Origin of the sequence: Sphingobacterium sp. UBA2610 (genome assembly GCF_002339225.1) — a bacterium.
Lineage (GTDB): Bacteria > Bacteroidota > Bacteroidia > Sphingobacteriales > Sphingobacteriaceae > Sphingobacterium > Sphingobacterium multivorum.
The window spans coordinates 401,535-425,019 of record NZ_DDKA01000001.1 but is presented as its reverse complement, the minus strand read 5'-3'; the positions used below and the strand labels follow the sequence as shown (position 1 = coordinate 425,019).

The following is a 23,485-nucleotide window of genomic DNA, read 5'->3' as shown; positions in this document are numbered from 1 at the left end:
AACGGGAAATAGGCTGGACTGTTGGAAATAGTTTTGTATTTTGCAGGTATAAACTTTGTAACGTGACGTTCAATCCAAACCGATATCAGCATATGCCCTACAGACGCTGTGGGAAGAGTGGCATTCTCTTGCCAGCCATTTCATTGGGGCTTTGGCAAAATTTTGGTGAAACCGATATTCAAGCGGTGTTCCGCAAAACTTTGGTGACCGCTTTTGATCACGGGATTACCCATTTTGACCTTGCCAATAATTATGGTCCGCCTCCGGGAAGTGCAGAAGAGAACTTTGGACATATATTGCGTAGCGATTTTGTGGGCTATCGTGATGAACTTTTAATTTCCACTAAAGCGGGATATACCATGTGGCCGGGTCCGTATGGTGACTGGGGAAGTCGTAAATATTTGATGGCCAGCTTACACCAGAGCTTAAAACGGATGAAGCTCGATTATGTGGATATATTTTACCATCATCGACCGGATCCGAATACACCATTGGAAGAGACGATGGTCGCATTGCGAGATATTGTTCATCAAGGAAAGGCCTGCTATGTGGGTTTGTCCAATTATCCTCCTGATCTTGCTCAGAAAGCTGCTGCGTTATTGCGTGCAATGGGGACACCATGCCTTATTCATCAGCCTAAATATTCGATGTTGGTGCGGACACCTGAGGAGGGGCTTTTGGATGTGCTGCAGGCAGAAGGAATCGGAGCGATCGCTTTCTCTCCTTTGGCACAGGGACTGTTGACCAATAAATACTTAGGTGGCATTCCGGCAGATTCGCGCGCTTCGAAAGAGCATTTTTTGAAAAGTGACATGATCACTGCTGAATTGATGGAGAAAATAGACCGGTTGAATAATCTGGCGATACAAAGAGGCCAAACATTGGCTCAAATGGCAATTGCATGGTTGTTGAAAGATGAACGTGTAAGCTCCGTTTTGGTAGGGGCGAGAAATAGTGAGCAACTGGTTGATTCACTCAAGGCCCTGGACAGGCTGGACTTTACGGCGGATGAATTGGCACTTATTGATGCTATTCTGAAGTATAATTAATCACCTAATTGATCGTGTCATGTTTGCTTTTGAAGCACAATTGGAAATTATCGGTATCAATCCTTTTGTTTTTGTTCCTGCTGATATTCTGGAAAACCTATTTAAGGATGCGGGAATGAACAAAGGTTATATTCCTGTGAAGGGAAAAGTTAATGAAAAAGATTATGTTCAGACCTTGCTGCGATTTCAGGGGGAATGGAGACTGTACATTAACACGGTTATATTGGCGAACTCGCCGAAACGAATCGGCGAGACCTTAACCATAACAATCGCTTTTGATCCGGAAGACCGGACTATTTTGCCTCATCCAGAACTCGAAGCAGCATTTGCGCTAAATAAGGATGCACTAAAGGTGTTTGATGGATTGTCTCCATCAAAGCAAAAGGAAATTATCCGTTATATTTCTAACTTAAAAACTGCGGATAGTCGAAGAAAAAACATCGAAAGGGCGATCGGTTTTCTATTGGGTAAAAATCGATTTGTGGGGCGTGAAAAGCCCTAAGAACTCAGACCAGTACTTCCATGTATGTCCTGTAATTACGGCCAGATATAGGGAGGATTGGTTAGAATTTTAGTGATAATTTGAATATACTTATGGACAATCCTAAAATAGTATGGGGTATCATCGGCTGTGGTGATGTCACAGAAAAAAAAAGTGGACCTGCGTTTAATCGGATAAATAATAGTCAGCTAATGGCTGTCATGCGAAGGGATGCGGCGAAAGCTGCTGATTATGCTAAGCGACATCAGGTACCCCTATGGTATTCAGACGCTGACGATTTACTTGATAATATCGATCTCAATGCGATTTATGTCGCAACGCCACCGTCCTCTCATCTCGCGTATGCACTATCTGCCCTGCGTAAAGGGAAATCTGTTTACGTTGAAAAGCCCGTTACGTTAAATGCGATAGAGGCTGAATCATTATTGGCGGAAGTAAAAAGCAGTAACGGGAAATTGGTTGTTGCGCATTACCGTAGACAATTGCCTTTGTTTCTAAAGGTTAAAGAGCTTGTTGAAAACGGTGAAATTGGCCAGCTAAGGACGGTGCAACTCCGTTTATGGCAAAGCAGAACGCCCGACCTGGTAACTAAAAGTGGCGGAGATTGGCGTACTGATCCTGCTGTTTCGGGCGGCGGCTACTTTTTTGATTTAGCCCCTCATCAATTGGATTTGATGCTTTACTTTTTTGGAATGCCGATTTCATACGATGGTTTTAGCTTAATTCAGGATAGGGACAGTGCTGTTGCCGATCAAACCACAGGGACCATTTTATTTAATAATCAGCTTGTTTTTCATGGAAGTTGGTGTTTTAATGTTGCCAAAGAAAATCAGGTAGACAGTTGTGAAATTGTTGGAAGCCTTGGTCGTATTTGTTTTTCCATTTTTGGAAATTCAGTTGTTATCAAAACAGGGGATGGAGAGCAGGAATTCAGATTTGACCATCCCGAAAATATTCAATTGCCGATGATTTCGCGTGCGGTAGAGTATTTCAGCGGCATCGGGCCAAATCCATCTCCGATTGAGGAAGCCTTGGTCCTGATGCAGATCATCGATAACTTTTCGACAATAAGGCAATAATATTTTGCTTTGCTGATAAGCTCTAGTCTTTAAGGATGAAGCAGGTATAATGGAAAGCCTATTTGGAAGATAGGTATGATTTTGGTCTTCCAAATAGGCTTAATTTTTCTGACAGTGTCTGATCTTATTGGCCACAAAGAACCTTCAGTTTGCTTTCATTGCTGTTGGTGTCTGCGAAGTTATGAAGGTTTTATTAAGTATTCTTTCTTTTGAATGGACCCATTGGAGCAATGAGTTCTAAGTTGGTGCCATAAAGAGGTGCACCGAACTGATCTTAAAAGCAATTAATAGATCGCTACTGGATTGACATTGACCTGTGTGGATCCTACATATAAAGGCTGTCCAAGGACAAATAGAAATTCCCAGACTTCTTCTTTTACCAAGGGGCGTGTGTCGATTAATTCAAGATTGTATATGCCACGTTTGGCCAATAAAAACTGATTGATTGGAAATTCCTCGTTGGTATTGGGGTTTGGATATACTTCAGATGCCCACGTGTCACCACCAAAAGCAACGATACCTTGATCTGCTAGCCATTTTGCTGCATCCATACCGATACCGGGTTCAGTTTCCAGGAACTGTTGGTTGTTGTTGCCGATCAATTCTAACCAACCTGTGTTGAATAAGACGATGTCACCTTTTTTGATCGTGATCCTTTGTTTTTTTAATACCGATTGAATGGCTTCAACGGTAAATTCTGTACCATCGGGAACGATATCTTTTCCATAATAGGCTGTCATATCCAAGACAATAGCACGGGTTACCAGTGGTGGGACTTTTTCTATTCCAAGTTTTTTAACGCCTTCTACCGTAACAAAATCCTGCGCTTTGTTGCCATTGTAGTAGATATTGTTGATTCCGATATGTCCAATACCGTTCAATTGGGTGCCGACACCGGTCCAGGCATTTACCAATTCGTCGTTGAAAGTGAATTTATTGGGACCAAGTGTTGCACCAGCCTGTTCTCCGGGTTGTAAATTATACAAGTTAAAACTACGGTGGCGGAAAGCTGGAAGCTGTTTGTTTACAGGGACAGCAAGAGGGACAGTTTTTCCCTTTTTGACAAGTTTTAATGACTGTAGCACCAATTCTGGTGATATTAAATTGGCAGCTCCGATCTCGTCGTTCTTACCATAAGCAGCATGATGCCATGTACTATCTGTTGGGTCTACCAACAGTGTTTTATTTTGCGCATTGCTTTGCAATGCTGTGAGTGACAGTACCCCCATGAGGAGTACTGTCAACTGATTGAATTTTTTCATCGTTGAATATTAAATTTTTGCTAATGCAAGATTGATAAAGGATAGTTCTTCTGCGGTAAGCGTGATGTCGATGGCCTGCGCATTTGCGATGGCCTGCTCTGCATTTCGGGCACCTGCCAAGACCACAGTGATCGCCGGCTGCAAACTAGTCCAGCGTAATACCAATTGGGAAAGCGTGACACCTTTGTTTGCGGCAATTGGACTGATGGTATCCAAGAAAGTCTTTACCTTGGCCAGATCAAATTGTTGGAAATAACCATTGCGGTGATCGTTTTCTTTTAATTTACCAGTATTGAAATATTTACCGGTTAACAAACCACGCTCCATAGGGCTATATACAATGATACCCAGATCATTTTCCTTTGCGTAAGGAACAAGGTCCTGTTCGATACCTCGGTTCAGCATGCTGTAACCAACTTGATTACTCGCTATATTGAGGGTTTTTCGTGCTTCTGAAACTTGATCAACGCTATAATTGCTGACGCCGGCAGCACGGATCTTACCTTGTTGTAAAAGAAGATCCAAGGCTTCCATCGTTTCGGAAATCGGAGTTGTACTATCTGGCCAGTGAATCTGTAGTAGATCGATATAGTCGGTGCGTAAGCGTTTTAGGCTATTCTCTACTTCCTTAATTACACTAGCTTTTGATGCATATTTATAAACTGGAATAGTTTTACCAGCTTCTTCTGCGTCAAAGAAAAATTCACCTTTTCCTTGGTTACTACCGTCCCATACCAAACCAAATTTGGTCAATACCTGTATTTTGGTCCGATCATAACCTTGAATTGCCGCACCGATCATTTCTTCACTCAAACCAAAGCCATAAAACGGGGCTGTATCTAATGTAGTGACACCGTTGTCGATCGATGCTTTCACAGAATCAATAGAATCTTTCTTTTCATTTCCGCCCCACATGTTGCCGCCAATTGCAAAAGCTCCGTACGTAATTGCTGATAATTCTAAATCTGTTTTTCCTAATTTTCTGTATTCCATTTTTTATTTTTTATGTCTCTTGTTAAATTTTATTTGTCGTTCTGATGCACCTTTTTTTACTAAATAAATCTGTTCGAAAGGATGCTTACTATTATCTGAATGATTGATGGCACAAAGTTATAACGCTATTTTTTATTATTAAAATAATTTAAATTAGGTTATTCTATTATTTTTGTGATATAACACTAGCGTCTTTTTTTGAAAAGCGCCAGCAGGTTTCTGTTAACTTTTTCTTGTACATTCCTACACAAACTAGTAGATTTATATAGTGTGGTAGGTCTTGTTAGTACTTACATTTTTATTGGGATAACCGTTCAGTAAAAGAATATCTATGCAAACAGTTGAACAATTTAAACCTGATGTGATTATTATCGGAGCGGGTTTAGCAGGGCTTACAGCAGCAATGGAGGTTACCAATGCTGGTAAGAAAGTGCTTCTTGTGGATCAGGAGACAGCTGAAAATCTTGGTGGTCAGGCCTATTGGTCCTTTGGTGGGCTTTTTCTTGTCAATTCATCTCAACAACGTCGTATGGGCATCAAGGATTCTTTTGAACTGGCTCGGCAGGACTGGATGGGAACTGCAGGATTTGACCGCGAGGAGGATTATTGGCCGCGACAATGGGCAGAGGCCTACCTGAAATTTGCGACGGAAGAGAAGGCTGCTTACGTCGCTCAGCTCGGTATTAAGCTGATGTTTATGGTCGGTTGGGCTGAGCGCGGTGACGGATCGGCCTCGGGGCATGGTAATTCCGTTCCTAGATTTCATGTTAGTTGGGGGACTGGAACTGGCGTTGTGAAACCTTTTGTGGATAAAGCTTTTGCTGCGCAGGAAAAAGGTCTGCTGCGGTTTTGCTTTCGACATCGCGTGACAAAATTGCTAACGCAAGATGGCGCGGTCTTCGGAATTGCGGGCGATGTTTTGGAAGATGATAACAAAGCAAGGGGTGTTGCTACCAACAGAAATATTCTTGCATCGTTTGAATATTATGCAGATCAGGTCGTTATTGCTTCGGGAGGGATTGGAGCAAATCATCAATTGGTACGCGAAAATTGGCCTGAACGATTAGGGAAAGCACCAGTGCAAATGATTTCAGGTGTTCCCGCCTATGTCGATGGAAAAATGATTGGAATTGCCGAAGAGGTTGGGGCTCATATGATAAACCGCGATCGCATGTGGCATTATACGGAAGGGATTGAAAATTGGAATCCAATATGGCCTATGCACGGCATCCGTATTTTACCTGGGCCGTCTTCATTGTGGTTTGATGCCCGCGGTAATAGGCTTCCAGCTCCTTATTTACCTGGATTTGATACCTTGGGTACACTCAGACACCTGCAAGAAACAGGCTTTTCTTATTCCTGGTTTATCCTGACACAGAAGATTATCAAAAAGGAGTTTGCTCTTTCAGGTTCAGAACAGAATCCAGATATTACCGACAAGGATTATCGGTTATTTTTGAAACGCATTTTTGGGAAAAATGCACCTGGACCAGTTGAGGCTTTTAAGGAAAAGGGACCTGATTTTATTGTTTCGGACAATCTAAAGGATCTGGTCGCTCGTATGAATCGTTTGACAGGCGAAGATCTTTTGGATTATGAAACGATTAAAACGCAAATTGAAGCGCGTGACCGGGAGGTCGATAATAAGTTTTCAAAGGACACGCAAGTAAATTACATTCGAAATACACGAAACTACCTTGGTGATAAATTAGGTCGAGTGGCAGCCCTCCATAAAATCCTGGCGCCGGAAAATGGACCGCTCATTGCGGTACGTCTCCATGTGTTGACGCGTAAAACCTTAGGCGGTCTCAAAACGAATCTCCATTCGCAAGTACTAACAAAGGATAACAAGGTGGTAGCGGGTTTGTATGCAGCGGGTGAGGTGGCTGGATTTGGTGGTGGCGGCATGCATGGTTATCGAGCGTTAGAAGGTACTTTCTTGGGCGGTTGTATATTCTCAGGCATGAAAGCCGGACAACATATTGCGCGTTTGGCAAAGGCAGCATCTACCTAAAAAATGTTATGAAAGACGATTCTTTTCTTTATAATGCCAGTTTTTCCACCCGATGTTGTTGCCGGATAGCGTCGGCCCAAGCCATCGGTGGTTACATTTAACGTTAAAACAACATTTCTAGTAGGCAATCAATGCGATGTTTGCCTATTGAAAAAGAAATTATTAAGTTTTATTCCGGATAGAGCGCAGCGTTTGAAGAAGAACAGAAACAAGTACAAAAGCGAGCCCCACATAGAAAGAAGCATTGACTTGTTTGCCTTCGTTGAAGAATAAAAAAGCAATGATAATCGAATAGATGGGCTCAAGATTGAAACTCAAATTGACCGTAAATGCAGATAGCTTCTTGAGTGATTCGGCAAAAAGAACATAAAGACCAACCGTACAAAATAAAGACAGCAAGATTAAATAGATCCCATCAGAAAAGCTTGGTATAAAACGTTCGGTGGGAAATAAATAATAGAAAATAGGCAGTCCAAGTCCCAATACAATGGTTCCACTAAGCATTTGATAATAGTTGAATAATTTACTATCATATTGTTTGACCAATCGCTCATTGTAGATGGTATATAGGGCCGCGAAAATAGTTGAAATTACACCCAAAATAATGCCCACTTGATAAGAGCTATCAAAATGAAAGATTAAACTGATTCCGATCAAGGTCAACATGCTTAACATCAGCTGCGCCGCACTAAATCTTTTTTTATTGATGATAGGTTCTAGAATGGCTGTGAAAAAACTGGTCAGGCAATAGCACACTACGCCAATGGAAATATTGGAAAACTTGATACTTCCATAGAAAAATATCCAATGGATGGTGAGCAATAATCCACCTCTTGCAATATTCAGTATATCTTTTGTCGATTTTAATCGCTCAATCTTGAATAATTTGAGGACAACGAAAAGAATAAGTGTTGAAAGTAAAACCCTAAACCACACGAGTGGTATCTGATTGAGGGTAATGAGTTTGCCGAAAACTCCGGTGAAGCCTGCGAGCAGTACCGCGGTATGAAGTACTAAATATGATTTTTTCATAAAAAAAATGTCTTTCCCATAAAGGGAAATTTAAAAGCTAAATAAATAGTTAATCCTTGTATCATCCGAATTTGCTCCTGATCAGATATCATTATTCGTTTGACATTGCGCTATGTTATTTTGCTGGTGGAGAAAGACAAGTTCTTCGGTCCATGGTTTTATGCTAGTTTTTAACAAATATAGAAATTATCTACGGTATTCAAAGTCCTTTATTTCAGCCATTTTGTTGGATTAATATTCTTCATCCTAAAGACTAAATCTTATATTAGTGATCTCACTAGGGGGATGCCCAAGATAATCGTCTTCCTAGTATTGAATATGCAATATCAATATAAACCAAACTAAACAATGAAGAGGAAAGAATTTATTCGAAATACGAGTCTGTTGGCGGCATCGGCACTTTTTGCACAGACGAAAGTATTCGGTTTTCAAGCTGATACGGTCCGTGTGGGGCTGATCGGTACCAACGGTATGGGTTGGTCTAATCTGAACGCTATCTTGAAAGTACCAGGCGTGCAGTGTACGGCATTATGTGATGTCGATGAAAATGTTTTGAAGAATCGCGCTGAGGAATTAAAGAAACGCAATATTGATGTGAAGACTTACATCGATTATAAAGATCTTCTGAAAGCAAATGACGTTGATGTTGTTATTGTCGCTACGCCCGATCATTGGCATTGCATGCAAATGGTTGATGCTGTTGCGGCAGGAAAAGATGTATATGTCGAAAAACCAATTGGCAACTCCATTCGGGAATGTGAAATTATGGTTGCAGCTGCTAAAAAGTATAAACGTGTTGTACAGGTAGGGCAGTGGCAACGAAGCCAACAACATTTTAGAGATGCGATGGATTTTGTTCATAGCGGAAAATTGGGAAAGATACGCCTTGTTAAGGCTTGGGCTTATCAAGGTTGGATGAAGAGTATTCCGGTTCAGGCAGACGCTCCTGTTCCTACTGGAGTACATTATGATAAATGGTTGGGGCCAGCCCCAAAACGTGCATTTAATCCCAATCGTTTTCACTTCAATTTCAGGTGGTATTGGGATTATGCGGGTGGCCTAATGACCGATTGGGGTGTACATATGTTGGATTATGCGCTGATCGGAATGAAAGTGTCAGATCCTGTTTCGGTAATGGCTGCTGGTGGTAAATTTGCTTATCCCGACGACGCCGCTGAAACACCAGATAGTCTAACAACGGTGTATGAGTTTGATGGATTTAATGTTCAATGGGAGCAGGCGACAGGTATAGATTTGGGCCCTTATCAGAAGACTCACGGCGTTGCTTTCATTGGTAATAATGGTACCTTGGTCGTTAATCGTGAAGGCTGGGAAGTTATTCCCGAGAAAGGACGAATGGACGCTGTCTCTTTCCAACGTTCACAGGACAATGGACTGGACAAGCATATGGTTAATTTCGTTGAAGCTGTTAGAAAGAAATCAGTAGAAGGTCTTTATGCTCCGATAGAAGCGGGGGCTCATATTGCGATATTCTCACAGATGGGAAATATTGCGTACCGTTCTAAAAAGAAATTGTTTTGGGATAAACAAAAGCGCAGTTTCAATGATAAAGATGCGGACGGGTACTTAGCGAAAGTTTATCATAATGGCTATAATCTGCCCAAAGTCTAAGGAAATATGGGTATGAAAGGTATCGTATTGGGGCTCGCTCTGGCGACATTGTCTGCAAAGCAAGTTTCGGCGCAACAGATGGAAAAAATGTGGGATGGTCAAGGAGGAAAAAATTCCATTTCCCAAATTAGAGGGAAATTGTTCCGTGACGGCAAATATGCGATGTTTATCCATTGGGGAATCTATTCGCAGCTGGCAAATACCTGGAAGGGGAAAACGTTTTATGGCATAGGGGAATGGCTCATGAACAAGAGCATGGCCAATATCCCCGTCGCTGACTACATGGCCGCGGCGGCGTCATTTCATCCAGATCATTTTGACGCTAAGGCGATTGTACAGCTTGCAAAAGATGCGGGGATGCGCTATATCGTGATTACAAGCAAACATCACGATGGATTTTCGATGTTTCATTCGAAAGTGAATTCGTTTAATATTGTTGAGGCGACCGATTTTAAACGTGATCCGATGATTGAGCTCGCGAAAGCCTGTAAGGAAGCGGGGATCGGTTTTGGCTTCTATTATTCGCAAAATCAGGATTGGACTTATCCCGGCGGAAATGGAGGTCCCAAGGTGGACGCAGCCGGTCATTCGAAAACATTTGACGATTATTTTTGGGAGAAATGCTATCCTGAGGTGAACCAGATTACGACGCAGTATGGGCCGATAGAATTGGTCTGGTTCGATACGCCTGGTGGGATGGATAAGAAATACGCCCAAAAACTTGTCGAATTGGTTCATAAAAATCAACCTGGGGCTTACGTGTCGGGACGTGTTGGACACGGACTTGGTGATTATTCTACTTTGGGGGATATGGAAGTACCACGGCAGAATGTTCCAGGTCTTTGGGAGGCAGTCGATGTAACCAATGACTCTTGGGGGTATGCTTGGTACGACAATAATTGGAAGAGTGCCCGTGAAATCTTGTCTCGTACATTGTCGACTATTAGCCGGGGCGGGACTTACATGTTAAATGTTGGGCCTAAACCAGATGGGACTATTCCTGAGCCAGCGAGCTTAGCTTTGCGTGGTGCTGGTGCGTGGATCCGAAAGTATCCAGCGGCCGTTTATGGTGCGCAAGCTTCACCTTGGGGGCACGCTTTGCCTTGGGGGGATGCTACTGTACAAGGGCGTAAAATTTCATTATTGGTCTATCACTGGCCAACTAATGGAAAGTTGTTTGTTCCGGGCCTAACAAAGGGGATAACGTCGATCAATCTTTTAAACGCAGATGGGAAGAAAAAGTTAAATTATACGACCGATGGAAAATGGTTGGAGATCAATATCCCATCGATAGCTCCAGATCCACTGGTTTCTGTGATTGAGGTCGTTATGCAGGGGACACCTGTTATTGATAAAATGTTGGGGGTCGATCCGGCGATGGAGACAATTCTTCCTGTAGACTTTGCCGAAGTTGAAGGATGCCATAAAACCGGGAAATCCTGGATGGAGAAATTCGGTGAATGGAAACATGTCGTTCAAGTAGGGCAATGGACTGGTCAAAGTAAACTAACGTATGCTATAGACATTGTTAAGCCAGGCTATTATCAAGTTGGCCTAAATTATACAGGGCAGGGGAGAGTGGTGTGGAAGATCGAAAACTCGGCTGGAGAGATCGTGCAGAATCAACAAGCCGCTGCTTCAGTGTATAATTGGTACCCATGGGGATGGATGAAATTTAAAGCCCCAGGAAGATACAGCGTTACTGTTTCATTTCTTGAAGGTGATGGTGACAAGGTCAGTCTCAGTGCACTTCGATTTAAACCTGTAGAATAGGCTGTTGCTGTCTATTCTACAGGTTTTTCAATCATCAATTTCTGTGCTTTCTGCCTTAATTGATGATATTCCCAAAAAATCAAACAGGGATTTTTAGGCAGGCATTCGATTCAGCTAGTCTTGCATAAGAGTCTGTATTTTCTCAATAGAATCCTCATTCTCCAAAAACTCAAGATACGGTAACAAAGGTTCGATATCTTTTTTGTCCATTGTTTCTATGTCTTCAAATAAAGCATTTACAAAATCACTGCAAAAAGATTTGCCAAAGCTATACGTGATGATTCTCGCAAGATCATCACAATCGATTTCCGTGGCATTCAGATTAAATACAAGTTCAGGTATTTCGTAGTCGCCTTCTGCCGGATAGCCGATATACCTAAACATGCTTTCCTTCCATACACGAAATAGAATTTGATGCGAGACATGTTTTCCAAAGTATTCGAACACCTTGGAAAGTAGATCGCAAGCTGCCTCCTTCTCAAAAACACCGGCAATGCTTTTGTCTATCAATTCAGCATAAGGAATGAAAATTGAGCTATCGAAATGAACATCAAAATTAGCGGTAAGCATAGCCAATATATGTTCTTTGGGCTGCATTCTTAGAAGTTGTCTTGCTGTTAATGAGGTTAAGTTGTGCTTTTGTTCTCGACCGTGGCTATCGGGGAGGAGCACGGTGTGTTCTTTGTCGAGGAGCGAGATGACGAATTTCCAATCTTCGGGCCTTTTGAGAATCCTGCAGTTCTGAGCGAGATAACCGCGTCTTTTTGGGTCAGGTTTCTTGTCTCCGACAATAACTTCTCCAGGTTGAATAACATGTTCTGGAGGAACTTTAAACCTGCGTATATGCACAAAGAGTTCTTCTCCGGAAGGTAACGCAAGAGTACCAAATCCTTTGTTATTGTCGAACCATTTGACAGCGCCGATAAACATGGCTGGAGTTGAGTTTTGTTTCAATAGCATAAAGGTAATGAATAAATGCATTTATTATGCATTGAAAATGAAATATTTGTAATTATTTGCCGTGAAAGACTTTTAACGGATCCGATGGATTCTTAGTCTACATGGTTAAGAACGCTTTCTAAACAGCCAAAATGTTCGTAATTTCAATAGAAAGCGACAATCAAATTAGTGGGACGGAATTGGACAGGAGTCAAAAGGCGTTTTGAAAAATCGATTGAGAGAATAATTTCATAGCATTTTTTGTCGCCTAGGCGTAATTTTGAGTTAACTTAGTCTGTTGAAATCTGTTCTATAAAATCGTTCATTAATATAACGTACCCTATGCAGTCTGTAATTGTCAAATCTATTCTCAATAAAACAAAACAAAGAGATCCTTGGTTTCTTGACGATTACACCGTCAATCCTTATAGCGGATGCTCGTTCAATTGTTTATATTGTTATATCAGAGGTAGTAAATATGGTATTAATATGGCCGAAAAGCTAGGTGTAAAGCGCAATGCGGTGGATTTGTTGGACCGAGCCTTAGCGCTCCGTGCCCGTAAAAAACAATATGGAATAATTGTATTGTCGTCTGCAACGGATCCTTATTTGCAATTTGAGCAAACGGAGCTACTGACGCGCCAATTATTGGAAATTATAGTACATTATCGCTTCCCAGTGCATATTATCACCAAATCGGATCTAGTAAGTCGGGATTTTGATTTGTTGAAGCAGATCGATGCTGAAGCGATACTTCCATTGGATCTGCAGGGTAAATTGACACATCGCGCTTTTATTACTTTTTCCTTTTCAACCATCGATATGGAAATTGCCAGCATATTTGAACCAGGTGCACCATCGCCTGAGCTTCGTTTGAATACATTGAGTGAAGCACGTAAGATGGGATTGTGTAGTGGCGTAAGTTTAATGCCTTTGTTGCCCTTTATTTCGGATACCGGAACTCATCTTGATCAGATGTTTGGGACTTTTCGATCCATTGATGCAAATTATATTTTTCCAGCAACCTTGGCCTTGTATGGTTCTGATCCTGGTGACAATCGGACGTTGGTTATGCGTGCGGTTGAAAAACACTATCCACAACTCGTGGAAAAATATCAACGATTGTTTGGTGCGGACGGCAAACTTCCTAGCTATTATCGACAGGCATTTGCGGAAAAGGCTAAGGGACTATGTCTGCAATATGGACTTAGGGACCGGCTGACGAATAATGATCCCTTATAAATTCCTGGGTATTTTTGGCGGTTGATCAATACCAAAGTAGCTTTTTCTCCTTCTCTGTGATGTGTGTTAAGTTGAGCCTTTTGCATTTTTTCCTTATTGATAGGCCATTTAAGTTGAATGTGACGGTCTTGATTCTAATCTTTTTAATAAGCAATCTTATTCCGTAGTAAATACAGGTTTTTAGGTATGCTAACTGTTTGAATTTTAGCTTTTAATTGTATGTTTTCGCCCTGACTAAAACCGATAGAAAACAGATGTATTGGATAAAGGATTTTTTATGACGAAGTTTTACGTTAAAACGAAGAAAATAATTAACCTAATTGTTTAAGTGTTTTGTGAAATAAGTGATCCCTCTCTTTGTTGTTTTTTGTATTGTATTGTTTCAAATATGTTACATTTTATTTCGTATAAGGTTTTTGTGAATATTATTTGTTTAATATTATTTAACATGTTGATTGATAGTGTTTTGATTCATTATGTCAAACTGATTGGTTCTTTGTTTTATTAAAAAATTAAAAAAGACATTCTGTTTCGTGTTAAAATTGTATTATCTTAATATTGATTTAACCAATTGTCGTTTAATTGTTTAGTAATGCTTTGTTAATAATTTACAAATATTAAATAACCTTTCTTTGTAACCGAAGAAAAACAAAACCAAATTCATGAAAACGAAACACGTATTACTTCCTGTAATGATCGGGATGTCTCTCGGCGCGTGGGCCAAGAGCAAACCTGTCTTTCTGACATCTATTCCGGATGTTGAAATTTCCGCCAAATTTCAGGGGCCTATTCGAGGCATTGTAAAAACAGCAACCGGTGAACCTATCTCGGGTGTGTCAATTTTTAATTCAACTACTGGCAAAACTACGCAAACTGACCAAGAAGGTGCTTTTGTCATCGAAGGGAAAACTGGGCATACATTGCGCTTGTCGATGATCGGTTTTGAAACACAGCACGTAAAAGTAGAGGCAATACCTTTAACCATTCAGTTAGTTTCGACAGATCAATCCCTTGATGAAGTAATTGTTGTCGGGTATGGTAAGCAAAAAAAGGTAAACTTAACAGGTGCTGTTACACAGATTGATGCGAAGATACTTGAAAATCGCCCAGTTGCCAATGCAACTCAAGCTTTGCAGGGAGCAATACCAAATTTGAATATTACATTTACCAATGGCAGGCCAGGAGGGGAAGGAAACGTTAATATCCGGGGTTTCGCTTCGATAAACTCAGCTAATGCTCAACCTCTTATTCTCATAGATGGAGTTCCAGGAAATATCAATACGATCAATCCCCGTGATATTGAATCGATATCCGTTTTAAAGGATGCTTCGGCAGCAGCGATTTATGGCGCTCGGGGGGCATTTGGTGTTATGCTCGTAACAACTAAAAAAGGAAAGGCCGGAAAAATGAACATTAATTATAGTAATAATTTTGGTTGGTCTGGACTGACGGTGCGGACAGATTTTATGACGAGCGGTTATGATGCTGCTAAACTAAATGATGAAGCTTTTATTCGTGCCACCGGTAATAGTTATACGGGATATACAGAAGATGACTATGCTGAACTATTGAAACGAAAAACAGATCCTAGTCTGCCTTCCGTAGTGGTTCAGAATAGAAATGGAAAAGATCAATATGTATATTATGGCAATACAGATTGGTGGAATGAGATGTATCGAAAAACACAGACCTCAATGGAACATTCGTTAAATTTCTCTGGCGGTAGTGAAAAAATTGATTACTATGTGTCGGGGCGACTTTATGAAAAAGGGGGGCTAATGAAAATTAACCAAGATAAATTCGATGCTTATAATGTTCGATCGCGCATAAATGCGCAGGTGACCCCTTGGTTGAAGGTAAGTGCAAATACCCAGCTGAATTACCAAAACTACACCTATCCAGGATGGGCGACAAGTCCAGATAATAACAATAATTTTATTTCAACAACGGTACACGCTTTACCATCTTATGTGCCCATGAATCCCGATGGTACCGCAACCTATAGGACGGAACTGAACAATTATAATATTGGCGATGGTATATATGCAGATTTGTTGCATGGAAAGTCAAAAGGTGGCGAGGATAAATATGAGTTTATCAATATGTTTGAGACTGTATTTCAGTTGGCGCCAAACTTGACCTTAACGGGTAATTATACCTTTACTTATAATCCGATCCATAACTGGAATAGAAGAACGGCCGCTCCTTGGTCTGTTTTTCCTGGTGTGATCAATTACTTGGGAAATGATACATATACCGAAACGATCATCAATAGGCCAAAACATTCACTCAACCTATTCGCCAATTATAGCAAGCAATTTGGAGATCATCAGTTTGCCGCCACGGTAGGCTTTAACCAGGAAACCACAGGATACAAACGAATCGGCGGTACGCATACTAATTTGCTGTCGGAGGATTTGAATGATTTTGCGCTGGGGACTGGTCAAATGCAGTTACTCGGGAATGCAAATACCTGGGCATTACGAGGCTATTTTGGAAGGTTGAATTACAATTATAAAGGGAAGTACCTGTTGGAGGTGAATGGTCGCTACGATGGAACGTCTAAATTTCCATCCAGTCAGCGATATGGTTTTTTCCCCTCTTTCTCGGGCGGATGGCGGATTTCGGAAGAGTCGTTTATGGCTAATCTGAAACCAGTTTTAAATGAAGCTAAATTTAGAGTCTCCTATGGGGCGTTGGGTAACGCACAGGAAGCTACTGAGTATGGTTACATCCAATTGTTGAATGCGGGATTGTCCAATTACATAACCAATGGTACAAAAACACAATATCTGAGTGCACCAACTCCAATTTCGGCTGATTTAACCTGGGAGAGAACGAATACATTAAATTTCGGAACAGATCTCGAATTTTTTAGAACTCGATTGAGTGTATCTGCTGACTATTTTATTCGAAATACGCTCGATATGTTGATCCCGGGCAAAACCTTGCCAGCGGTTTTTGGTTCGGCGTCGCCTCGGACAAACGCTGGAGACCTAAGAAATAAAGGCTGGGAGATTTCTGTGGCTTGGCGTGATCAATTTGACTTGGATGGAAAATCTTTTGGCTATAATATTGGGCTGGGATTGTCAGATTCTAAAGCGAAGATCACACGTTTTGACAATAAGGAAATGTTGCTAAGTAACTATTATGTCGGCCAGACTTTGGGCGAAATTTGGGGGTATAAGGCTGATGGTTTTTTTCAGTCCCAGACGGAAATCGACAATTGGAAAGTTAACCAGGATTATGTGGATAAACAACGGTTGGCAGCACCGGGAGACTGGTCCAAACTTCATCCTGGAGATTTGAAATTTGTTGACATTGGTGGAAAGGATGGCGTTCCGGATGGAAAGGTTGATGCTGGAGACAATACATTGATGAACCCTGGGGATCAAGTGATCATTGGGAACAACAGAGCCCGTTATACATTTGGTTTTAATTTGGGGGCAAATTGGCAAGGATTCGATATTTCGGCCTTCTTTCAGGGGATAGGTCGACAACATTGGTGGCCTGGAGCAAATGCAGATAAGTTTTGGGGACCATACTCAAGACCGTACTATTCGTTTGTGCCGAAGGATTTTGAACAGGATATTTGGACGCCAGAAAATACAGATGCCTATTATCCATTGTTAAGAGGCTATATTGCCTTGAATGATCGTGGATCTTTGAACGTCAAATCGGATCGTTACTTACAGGATTTGGCCTATATACGACTAAAAAATCTAACCGTAGGCTATACGGTTCCTCAGGCCTGGCTAAAGCGCGTGAAATTGGCCAATGCGCGGATTTATGTGTCTGGTGAAAATATTTGGACGGCGACTAAGCTCCGTTCCAAATATATTGATCCCGAACAGTCGGCTCAAGAGGTCAACGGAAGATCATATCCAATCTCTAAAACATTTTCATTTGGTCTAGATTTAACATTTTAATAGTATGAAAAAGATAGTATATATATATGCATTGTTGAGCTGTGGCATGATGGCTTGTAGCAAAGATTATTTGGAACGTTTGCCTGAATCGTCGGTTACTCCTGAGGCTTCCTTTAAAACAGAAAAGGATTTGGCGTTATTTACAAAGTCATTTTACGATGCCGCACTACCTTCGGCCGAAGGAGTTTATAACGAATCGGTCGATAATATCGTTAAGACAACATTGGATGATGAATTGACCGGAAAAAGACAGGTTCCGATAAGTGGCGGTGGATGGACTTGGGCAAATCTTCGTAATATCAATTACTTTTTGGCGAATTGCTTTAATACAGTTTCAGAAACGACTGCTGCGCCCTATGCTGCCGAGGCGCGCTTTTTTAGGGCATATTTTTATTTCGATAAACTGAAACGTTTTGGAGATGTGCCCTGGTATGACAAGGTCATTGATCAAAATGACGAAGAACAACTTAAGAAGGCGAGGGATCCGAGAACTTTGGTTGTATCAAACATTCTCGCTGATCTGGACTATGCGATTGCCAATCTACCGGCTACCAAAAGTGATGAAAAAGTGACCAAATGGACTGCATTGGCCTTAAAGTCCCGGGTCGCACTTTTTGAAGGAACATTTCGTAAATATCATACAGAATTTAATTTACCCGATGCAAACGGCCTGTTGGAGAAGGCGGCCGATGCAGCCAGCAAGCTTATGGAGGGAGCGCAATACAGCGTATACAATGCCGCGGGAACAGACTCTTATGGTGCATTGTTTTATAGTGTTAATAGTTTGCCACAAGAGGTTATTTTAGCGCGGAAATTCTCGGATGCTTTGCAAATCTGGCACAATGTAAATTATTATACGATTACAGCTTCCTACGGAAAACCCGGATTGGATAAAAATTTGGTGGATTCTTACCTGATGAAAGATGGAACGAGATTTACCGATAAATCAAATTACCAAACAATGACGTTTAAGGAGGAGGTCCTAAATCGCGATCCACGTCTAAGCCAGACGATTCGTACGCCGGGCTATAAGCGTATTGGAGGTGCCGCTGCTGTTGCTCCGAACTTTGGGAATTCAGTGACGGGATATCAATTGATCAAATTTGTGGGAGATGTAAAGTATGATAACTTCAATCGTTCTGAAAATGATATGCCGATTTTTAGGTATGCCGAGGTTTTATTAAATTATGCTGAAGCGAAAGCAGAGTTAGGCACATTGAGCCAGGCCGATTTGGACAAATCAATTAAGTTGTTGCGCGATCGTGTAGGCATGCCAAATCTAAATCTGCAGGCGGCTAAATCAAATCCAGATGCATTTTTAGCGAAAGACTATCCGAATGTAGTTGGTGATATGAAGGGGGTACTATTGGAAATAAGAAGAGAACGCCGTATTGAATTGGTGATGGAATCTTTCCGTTGGGATGATATCTTAAGATGGAAAAGCGGCCAGTTGGTCACGAGACAATTTAAAGGGATGTATTTTCCGGGTACAGGCAAGTTTGATTTAGATAATGATGGTAAAGATGACGTTTGGATTTATGAAGGTGACAAGCCGAGTGCCTCGGGAATTCAGCTATTGAAATTGGGCTCGGAAATCTTATTGGAAAATGGGAATAAAGGAAATGTGATTATTAATGCGCATATCAAAAAAGTTTTCGATGAAAAGAAAGATTATTTATATCCAATTCCTGTCCAAGAACGACAATTAAATCCTAACCTTACCCAAAATCCAAACTGGGGAGAATAATACACCTTAAAAAATGCGATCAGTGGTCGAGTGCTTCTCCCGCTGATCGTATTTTTAATATTACTATATATTTTTTTTTAACTAGCTGTATTTTAACTATATAGGTTGTGAAAAATGCGTTTAATTTATTTTTCGTACCTTTGTATCGTCAAAAGACAGAATGGCGTGAGTTTATTCCGCTATGGCTTTGTGCCTTTGGCACAGCCTAGGTTGTTCGTTATACTTGTTGAAGTATATTTTGGAGATGCTTTATAAATGGAGCATTTCGTCTTTAAAAGATTAGTTTCTTTTTCATCATTGCTCTTACCGAACCGAGAGTAAAGTATGTTAGTTAATAAGTTGATTGAACTGTACGAGTAAGATTTCGATCAAACGGACTCAACTGTAGGGATATTTTTTATTTGTAAGAAAATAGCGTAGGCGTATGGCCTTAGTGGATCACTTATGCCCTTTTGGTTTATTTATGTTTAAAAAAATTAAAGAATGGATAAAACAAGCAAGGTAAAAGTAAAAGTTGAAGACTTGGTACTTGTTTTCGGAAAGCAAAAGAAACAAGCTCTGCACTTACTGAACGAGGGTTTCTCGAAGAAGGATATTTTAGCGAAAACGGGCTGTACTATTGGGATTAACAAAGCTAATTTTGAAATCTTCGAGGGGGAATTTTTCGTTATAATGGGGCTTTCGGGAAGTGGGAAATCTACCCTGCTCCGTTGTCTGAATCGATTGAACGAACCGACATCAGGAAAGGTTTATATCAATGGTGAGGATATAACAGGGAAAAATAATAAAGATCTTCTTGAAGTCCGTCGAACAGAAATGAGTATGGTCTTTCAAAAGTTTGGTCTGTTGCCACATCATACCGTGTTGAGCAATGCTGCTTTCGGTTTAGAACTACGAGGGGAAGAACGGGACAAACGGGAATCTAAAGCGCAGCAAGCGCTTGATGTCGTCGGGCTCAGTGGATTTGAACAACAGCTACCTTCTCAGTTATCGGGTGGTATGCAACAGCGGGTTGGACTGGCTCGGGCACTTGCAAATGATCCTGAAGTACTACTGATGGATGAGGCATTTTCAGCTCTGGATCCCCTGATTAAAACAGAAATGCAAGATCAGTTACTGGAGTTGCAGGATAATCTACAAAAAACAATCGTATTTATTACCCATGATCTCGATGAAGCGATCAAATTGGGCGATCGTATTGCTATTATGAAAGATGGTGTCATCGAACAGATCGGTACTGCGGAAGATATCTTGACAAATCCAGCAAGTGAGTATGTTAAAGCCTTTGTTGAAAAAGTGGATCGCAAGTCGATCATTTCGGCAGGTTCACTGATGTTTGAGAAACCTACTGTTGTACGTTTCAAAAAAGATGGCCCTGAGGGGGCGCTGCGGAAAATGCGGGCGACAGGAATTGAAATTCTCCCTGTAGTCGATGCGCATGATACTTTCCTTGGTTTTGTTCATATGAGTGAAGTCATTCAATCGGCAAAGCGTAGGGAACCCACCGTAGAATCCATTATACATGCCAACGTTCCAACCGTATCAAAAGAGGTGACCGTTGAAGAAATGTTGCCCCTGATATCGGAGATCCGGTCGCCAATCGCTGTGGTGAACGAACATAATCGTTTATTGGGGATCGTAACACAGACGTCGTTGATTATTGAAGCGACAAAGTATAATGAAGAGGAAATTATTGAATTAAAAGAGAAAGCAAATAATCAGTAGAAATGAATAAAGTAATCGATATAGGACAATACATCACTGTAGCCGTCAATTGGCTGACAGATCATTTAGAGCCATTTTTTAACCTGATAAAAAATACAGGGAATGCATCCATTATTGGACTGGAATGGGTGTTAACAACGATACCTTTTTTTATTATCATCGCATTATTTACAGCATTAGCCTGGTGGAAATCTGGGAAAGGGGTCGCACTGACGACATTGTTGGGATTAACATTGATCTATCTGATGGGATTTTGGATTGCAACAATGGAGACTTTGGCGCTGGTATTGGTCGCTACCTTGACAGCCTTGGTTATATCAGTTCCTTTGGGTGTGTGGGCTGCAAAAAATAAGCTAGCGGCCAAGATCATTCGTCCCTTGCTTGACTTGATGCAGACAATGCCGGCCTTTGTCTATTTGATTCCGGCAGTGTTATTTTTTAGTATTGGTAAAGTCCCAGGAGCTTTTGCGACCATTATTTTTGCTATGCCACCTGCTGTACGTTTGACGACCCTAGGGATTGATGCGGTTCCAAAAGATATCGTGGAAGCTGCACGTTCATTTGGAGCAACCAATAGCCAGATCTTATTTAAAGTAGAATTGCCCTTGGCTACCAAAACAATTTTAGCAGGGATCAATCAAACCATATTACTGTCTTTATCGATGGTTGTTATTGCCGGAATGATTGCTGCCGGTGGTTTGGGAGAAAAAGTACTTGAAGGTATAAACAACTTGGATATTGGTCTTGGTTTTGAAAGCGGTTTGTCCGTTGTGATTCTCGCTATTATTTTGGATCGGATCACACAGGGCTTTGTAAAAAAGAAAGCATAGTATGAGGAAAATAAAAAGTATGGTATTGTGCCTGATGGTGTTATTACTTGGGGCATGCAGCAAGGGCCGGAATAAAAATATTATTCATATCGGCATGGTCGATGGCTGGGCAGAAGGAGTTGCAATGACAGAGGTCGCAAAAGTAATTATGGAAGAAAAGGGGTATCATGTCGTTATCCAACGAGCTACGCCTGATATGATCTTAGCCTCTATGAACAATGGCGATACAGATCTATATATGGATGTTTGGCTGCCATTGACCCATGGAAGTAAAGTGGCTAAATTTCCAAATATTGAAGAGCTCGGAACGAGTTATAGCCATGCGCGAAATGGACTTGTTGTGCCAGATTATGTAACAATTGATCGGATTGAAGAGTTGAGAAAACATGAACGAGAATTTGATAAAAGGATTATCGGTATAGAAAAGGGTGCTGGAATAACACGTGCTGTAGATCAAGTGATCAAAGAATATGAACTCGATTATAAACATGTGAATTCATCTACGGTTGCCATGATTACGGAATTGCAAAACGCGATTAAAGCAAAACGATGGATTGTGGTAGCTGGCTGGCAACCACATTGGATGTTTGCTAAAATGAAATTGAAGTTTTTGGAGGATCCTAAAAAGACATTGGGTGATGCCGAGCAAATCAAAATTTTTGCACGAGGAGACTTTCGCATGGAGCAACCGGAGCTTGCCCAATTTTTTTCCAAAGTCTACTTTGATGAATCGACAATGGCTGATTTGTTGTCACAAATGCAAGGAAGCCAAAACAAAACAGATACGGCAAAAGAATGGATCAAGAAACATAACGATCTCGTAAAGGGCTGGTTAGAGTAAACTGCGGCAATTCATAGTTATGGATGAACACAGCGCTTTTGCTTTTGCAAAATAGCGCAAGATTCTTTTCGTGTGGATTTTGGCAAAAATGGGATTTGTGTCTCTTGAGTCAAAACGTTATTTTTATGGTTTGGATCGTAGTTCCTTACTGCGAACTACACATCATGACGAATATGGAGGAGCAAAAAATTATTTTGGTTGAAGATGAGCAGGATGTTGCCGATTTGATCGTACAAGGCTTAGGCGAGGATGGTTATAGGGTTATTCATCTGGGGCGTTCGGAAGGTCTGGAACAGCTCTTGGCGAAGCAAGATGTCTCCCTTGTGTTACTGGACATTCTTTTGCCAGGAACTAATGGACTGGATATTTGTAAGCAGATCAGGCAGTGGGGCTATACAGATTTACCTGTTATGATGCTGACTGCACTTGGAACTCCAGAGAATGTGGTGCTCGGACTCGATAATGGTGCTGATGACTATCTTTCCAAACCCTTTAAGCTCATTGAATTGAAGGCTCGGATACGTTCATTGATCCGCAGACAACAGTCTATCGTACAGGCAACGCAACGTGAATTGCTACCTTCGAAAGACACATTTAGTTATGGTTTTCTGCGTATCGATGATTATAAAAAAATAGCCTATTGTGACGGGCAGGAACTCAATTTGACAAGTACCGAGTATCGTTTGCTTTTGTTGTTTATTCAGAGCCCCAAAAAGGTATTTGAGCGCACGGAGCTTTTGGACAAAATATGGGGTATAAATTTCGATATCGGATCAAATGTTGTCGATGTTTATGTGAATTATCTGAGAAAAAAGATTGAAAAAGTAACGAGCAAAAAAGCGATCCATACGGTTATTGGTATGGGATATGTTTTAAAAATAGAAGACTGAATATTT

At 41.1% G+C, this 23,485-nt stretch carries 17 protein-coding genes; 13 read left to right on the top strand and 4 right to left on the bottom strand.

Annotated features, from left to right (window positions below):
- Window positions 1-92: 92 nt before the first annotated feature.
- From B4Z47_RS01895 to B4Z47_RS01885, 3 genes are all read left to right on the top strand, one after another.
- Window positions 93-1,049, top strand: a complete 957-nt coding sequence (locus tag B4Z47_RS01895) for an aldo/keto reductase (RefSeq protein WP_201640178.1) — start codon at window positions 93-95, stop codon at window positions 1,047-1,049.
- A 19-nt stretch (window positions 1,050-1,068) separates the two neighbouring features.
- The gene (locus B4Z47_RS01890) at window positions 1,069-1,551 is read left to right on the top strand and encodes a YdeI/OmpD-associated family protein (protein ID WP_046675604.1); all 483 of its coding nucleotides are present in this window, start codon (window positions 1,069-1,071) and stop codon (window positions 1,549-1,551) included.
- A gap of 92 nt (window positions 1,552-1,643) precedes the next feature.
- The gene (locus B4Z47_RS01885) at window positions 1,644-2,630 is read left to right on the top strand and encodes a Gfo/Idh/MocA family protein (RefSeq protein WP_159333106.1); all 987 of its coding nucleotides are present in this window, start codon (window positions 1,644-1,646) and stop codon (window positions 2,628-2,630) included.
- 284 nt (window positions 2,631-2,914) lie between these two features.
- Here B4Z47_RS01885 and B4Z47_RS01880 read toward each other — a convergent pair whose 3' ends face one another.
- Both B4Z47_RS01880 and B4Z47_RS01875 read right to left on the bottom strand, forming a co-directional pair.
- Window positions 2,915-3,892, bottom strand: coding sequence for a cyclase family protein (locus B4Z47_RS01880; protein ID WP_286726648.1), 978 nt, complete (start codon window positions 3,890-3,892; stop codon window positions 2,915-2,917).
- A 9-nt stretch (window positions 3,893-3,901) separates the two neighbouring features.
- Complete coding sequence (locus tag B4Z47_RS01875; protein WP_159333104.1) at window positions 3,902-4,885, bottom strand: aldo/keto reductase; 984 nt, start codon at window positions 4,883-4,885, stop codon at window positions 3,902-3,904.
- 331 nt (window positions 4,886-5,216) lie between these two features.
- Between B4Z47_RS01875 and B4Z47_RS01870 the strand changes: the two genes are divergently transcribed.
- Window positions 5,217-6,899, top strand: coding sequence for an FAD-binding dehydrogenase (locus B4Z47_RS01870; protein WP_159333103.1), 1,683 nt, complete (start codon window positions 5,217-5,219; stop codon window positions 6,897-6,899).
- A gap of 162 nt (window positions 6,900-7,061) precedes the next feature.
- Here B4Z47_RS01870 and B4Z47_RS01865 read toward each other — a convergent pair whose 3' ends face one another.
- Window positions 7,062-7,931 (bottom strand): DMT family transporter, encoded by an 870-nt coding sequence (locus B4Z47_RS01865; protein ID WP_286726647.1) that lies wholly within the window; start codon window positions 7,929-7,931, stop codon window positions 7,062-7,064.
- Window positions 7,932-8,279: 348 nt separating this feature from the next.
- On the opposite strand from B4Z47_RS01865, the gene B4Z47_RS01860 reads away from it, so the two are divergent.
- Together B4Z47_RS01860 and B4Z47_RS01855 are read left to right on the top strand one after the other, a co-directional pair.
- Window positions 8,280-9,563 (top strand): Gfo/Idh/MocA family protein, encoded by a 1,284-nt coding sequence (locus B4Z47_RS01860; protein ID WP_201638954.1) that lies wholly within the window; start codon window positions 8,280-8,282, stop codon window positions 9,561-9,563.
- Window positions 9,564-9,575: 12 nt separating this feature from the next.
- A complete protein-coding gene (locus B4Z47_RS01855; protein ID WP_286726645.1) occupies window positions 9,576-11,336 on the top strand; it encodes an alpha-L-fucosidase in 1,761 nt (586 codons plus the stop codon).
- A 114-nt stretch (window positions 11,337-11,450) separates the two neighbouring features.
- Here the strand turns inward: B4Z47_RS01855 and B4Z47_RS01850 are convergent, their stop codons facing one another.
- Entirely contained in the window at window positions 11,451-12,317 is an 867-nt protein-coding gene (locus tag B4Z47_RS01850) for a cold-shock protein (RefSeq protein WP_159333099.1), read from the bottom strand.
- 300 nt (window positions 12,318-12,617) lie between these two features.
- Between B4Z47_RS01850 and B4Z47_RS01845 the strand changes: the two genes are divergently transcribed.
- From B4Z47_RS01845 to B4Z47_RS01815, 7 genes are all read left to right on the top strand, one after another.
- Window positions 12,618-13,517, top strand: coding sequence for an SPL family radical SAM protein (locus B4Z47_RS01845; RefSeq protein WP_159333098.1), 900 nt, complete (start codon window positions 12,618-12,620; stop codon window positions 13,515-13,517).
- Between the two features lie 662 nt (window positions 13,518-14,179).
- Window positions 14,180-17,446: a SusC/RagA family TonB-linked outer membrane protein gene (locus tag B4Z47_RS01840; RefSeq protein ID WP_201638956.1), complete on the top strand. Its 3,267-nt coding sequence runs from the start codon at window positions 14,180-14,182 to the stop codon at window positions 17,444-17,446.
- Between the two features lie 4 nt (window positions 17,447-17,450).
- Complete coding sequence (locus B4Z47_RS01835) at window positions 17,451-19,193, top strand: RagB/SusD family nutrient uptake outer membrane protein (RefSeq protein WP_070567962.1); 1,743 nt, start codon at window positions 17,451-17,453, stop codon at window positions 19,191-19,193.
- A gap of 483 nt (window positions 19,194-19,676) precedes the next feature.
- Complete coding sequence (locus B4Z47_RS01830) at window positions 19,677-20,918, top strand: quaternary amine ABC transporter ATP-binding protein (protein WP_046675375.1); 1,242 nt, start codon at window positions 19,677-19,679, stop codon at window positions 20,916-20,918.
- Window positions 20,919-20,920: 2 nt separating this feature from the next.
- Entirely contained in the window at window positions 20,921-21,748 is an 828-nt protein-coding gene (locus B4Z47_RS01825) for an ABC transporter permease (RefSeq protein ID WP_159333096.1), read from the top strand.
- Window position 21,749: 1 nt separating this feature from the next.
- On the top strand, window positions 21,750-22,589 hold the full coding sequence (locus B4Z47_RS01820) for a glycine betaine ABC transporter substrate-binding protein (RefSeq protein WP_159333095.1): 840 nt from the start codon (window positions 21,750-21,752) through the stop codon (window positions 22,587-22,589).
- Window positions 22,590-22,714: 125 nt separating this feature from the next.
- Entirely contained in the window at window positions 22,715-23,479 is a 765-nt protein-coding gene (locus B4Z47_RS01815) for a response regulator transcription factor (protein WP_236560243.1), read from the top strand.
- The last annotated feature ends 6 nt before the right edge of the window (window positions 23,480-23,485 follow it).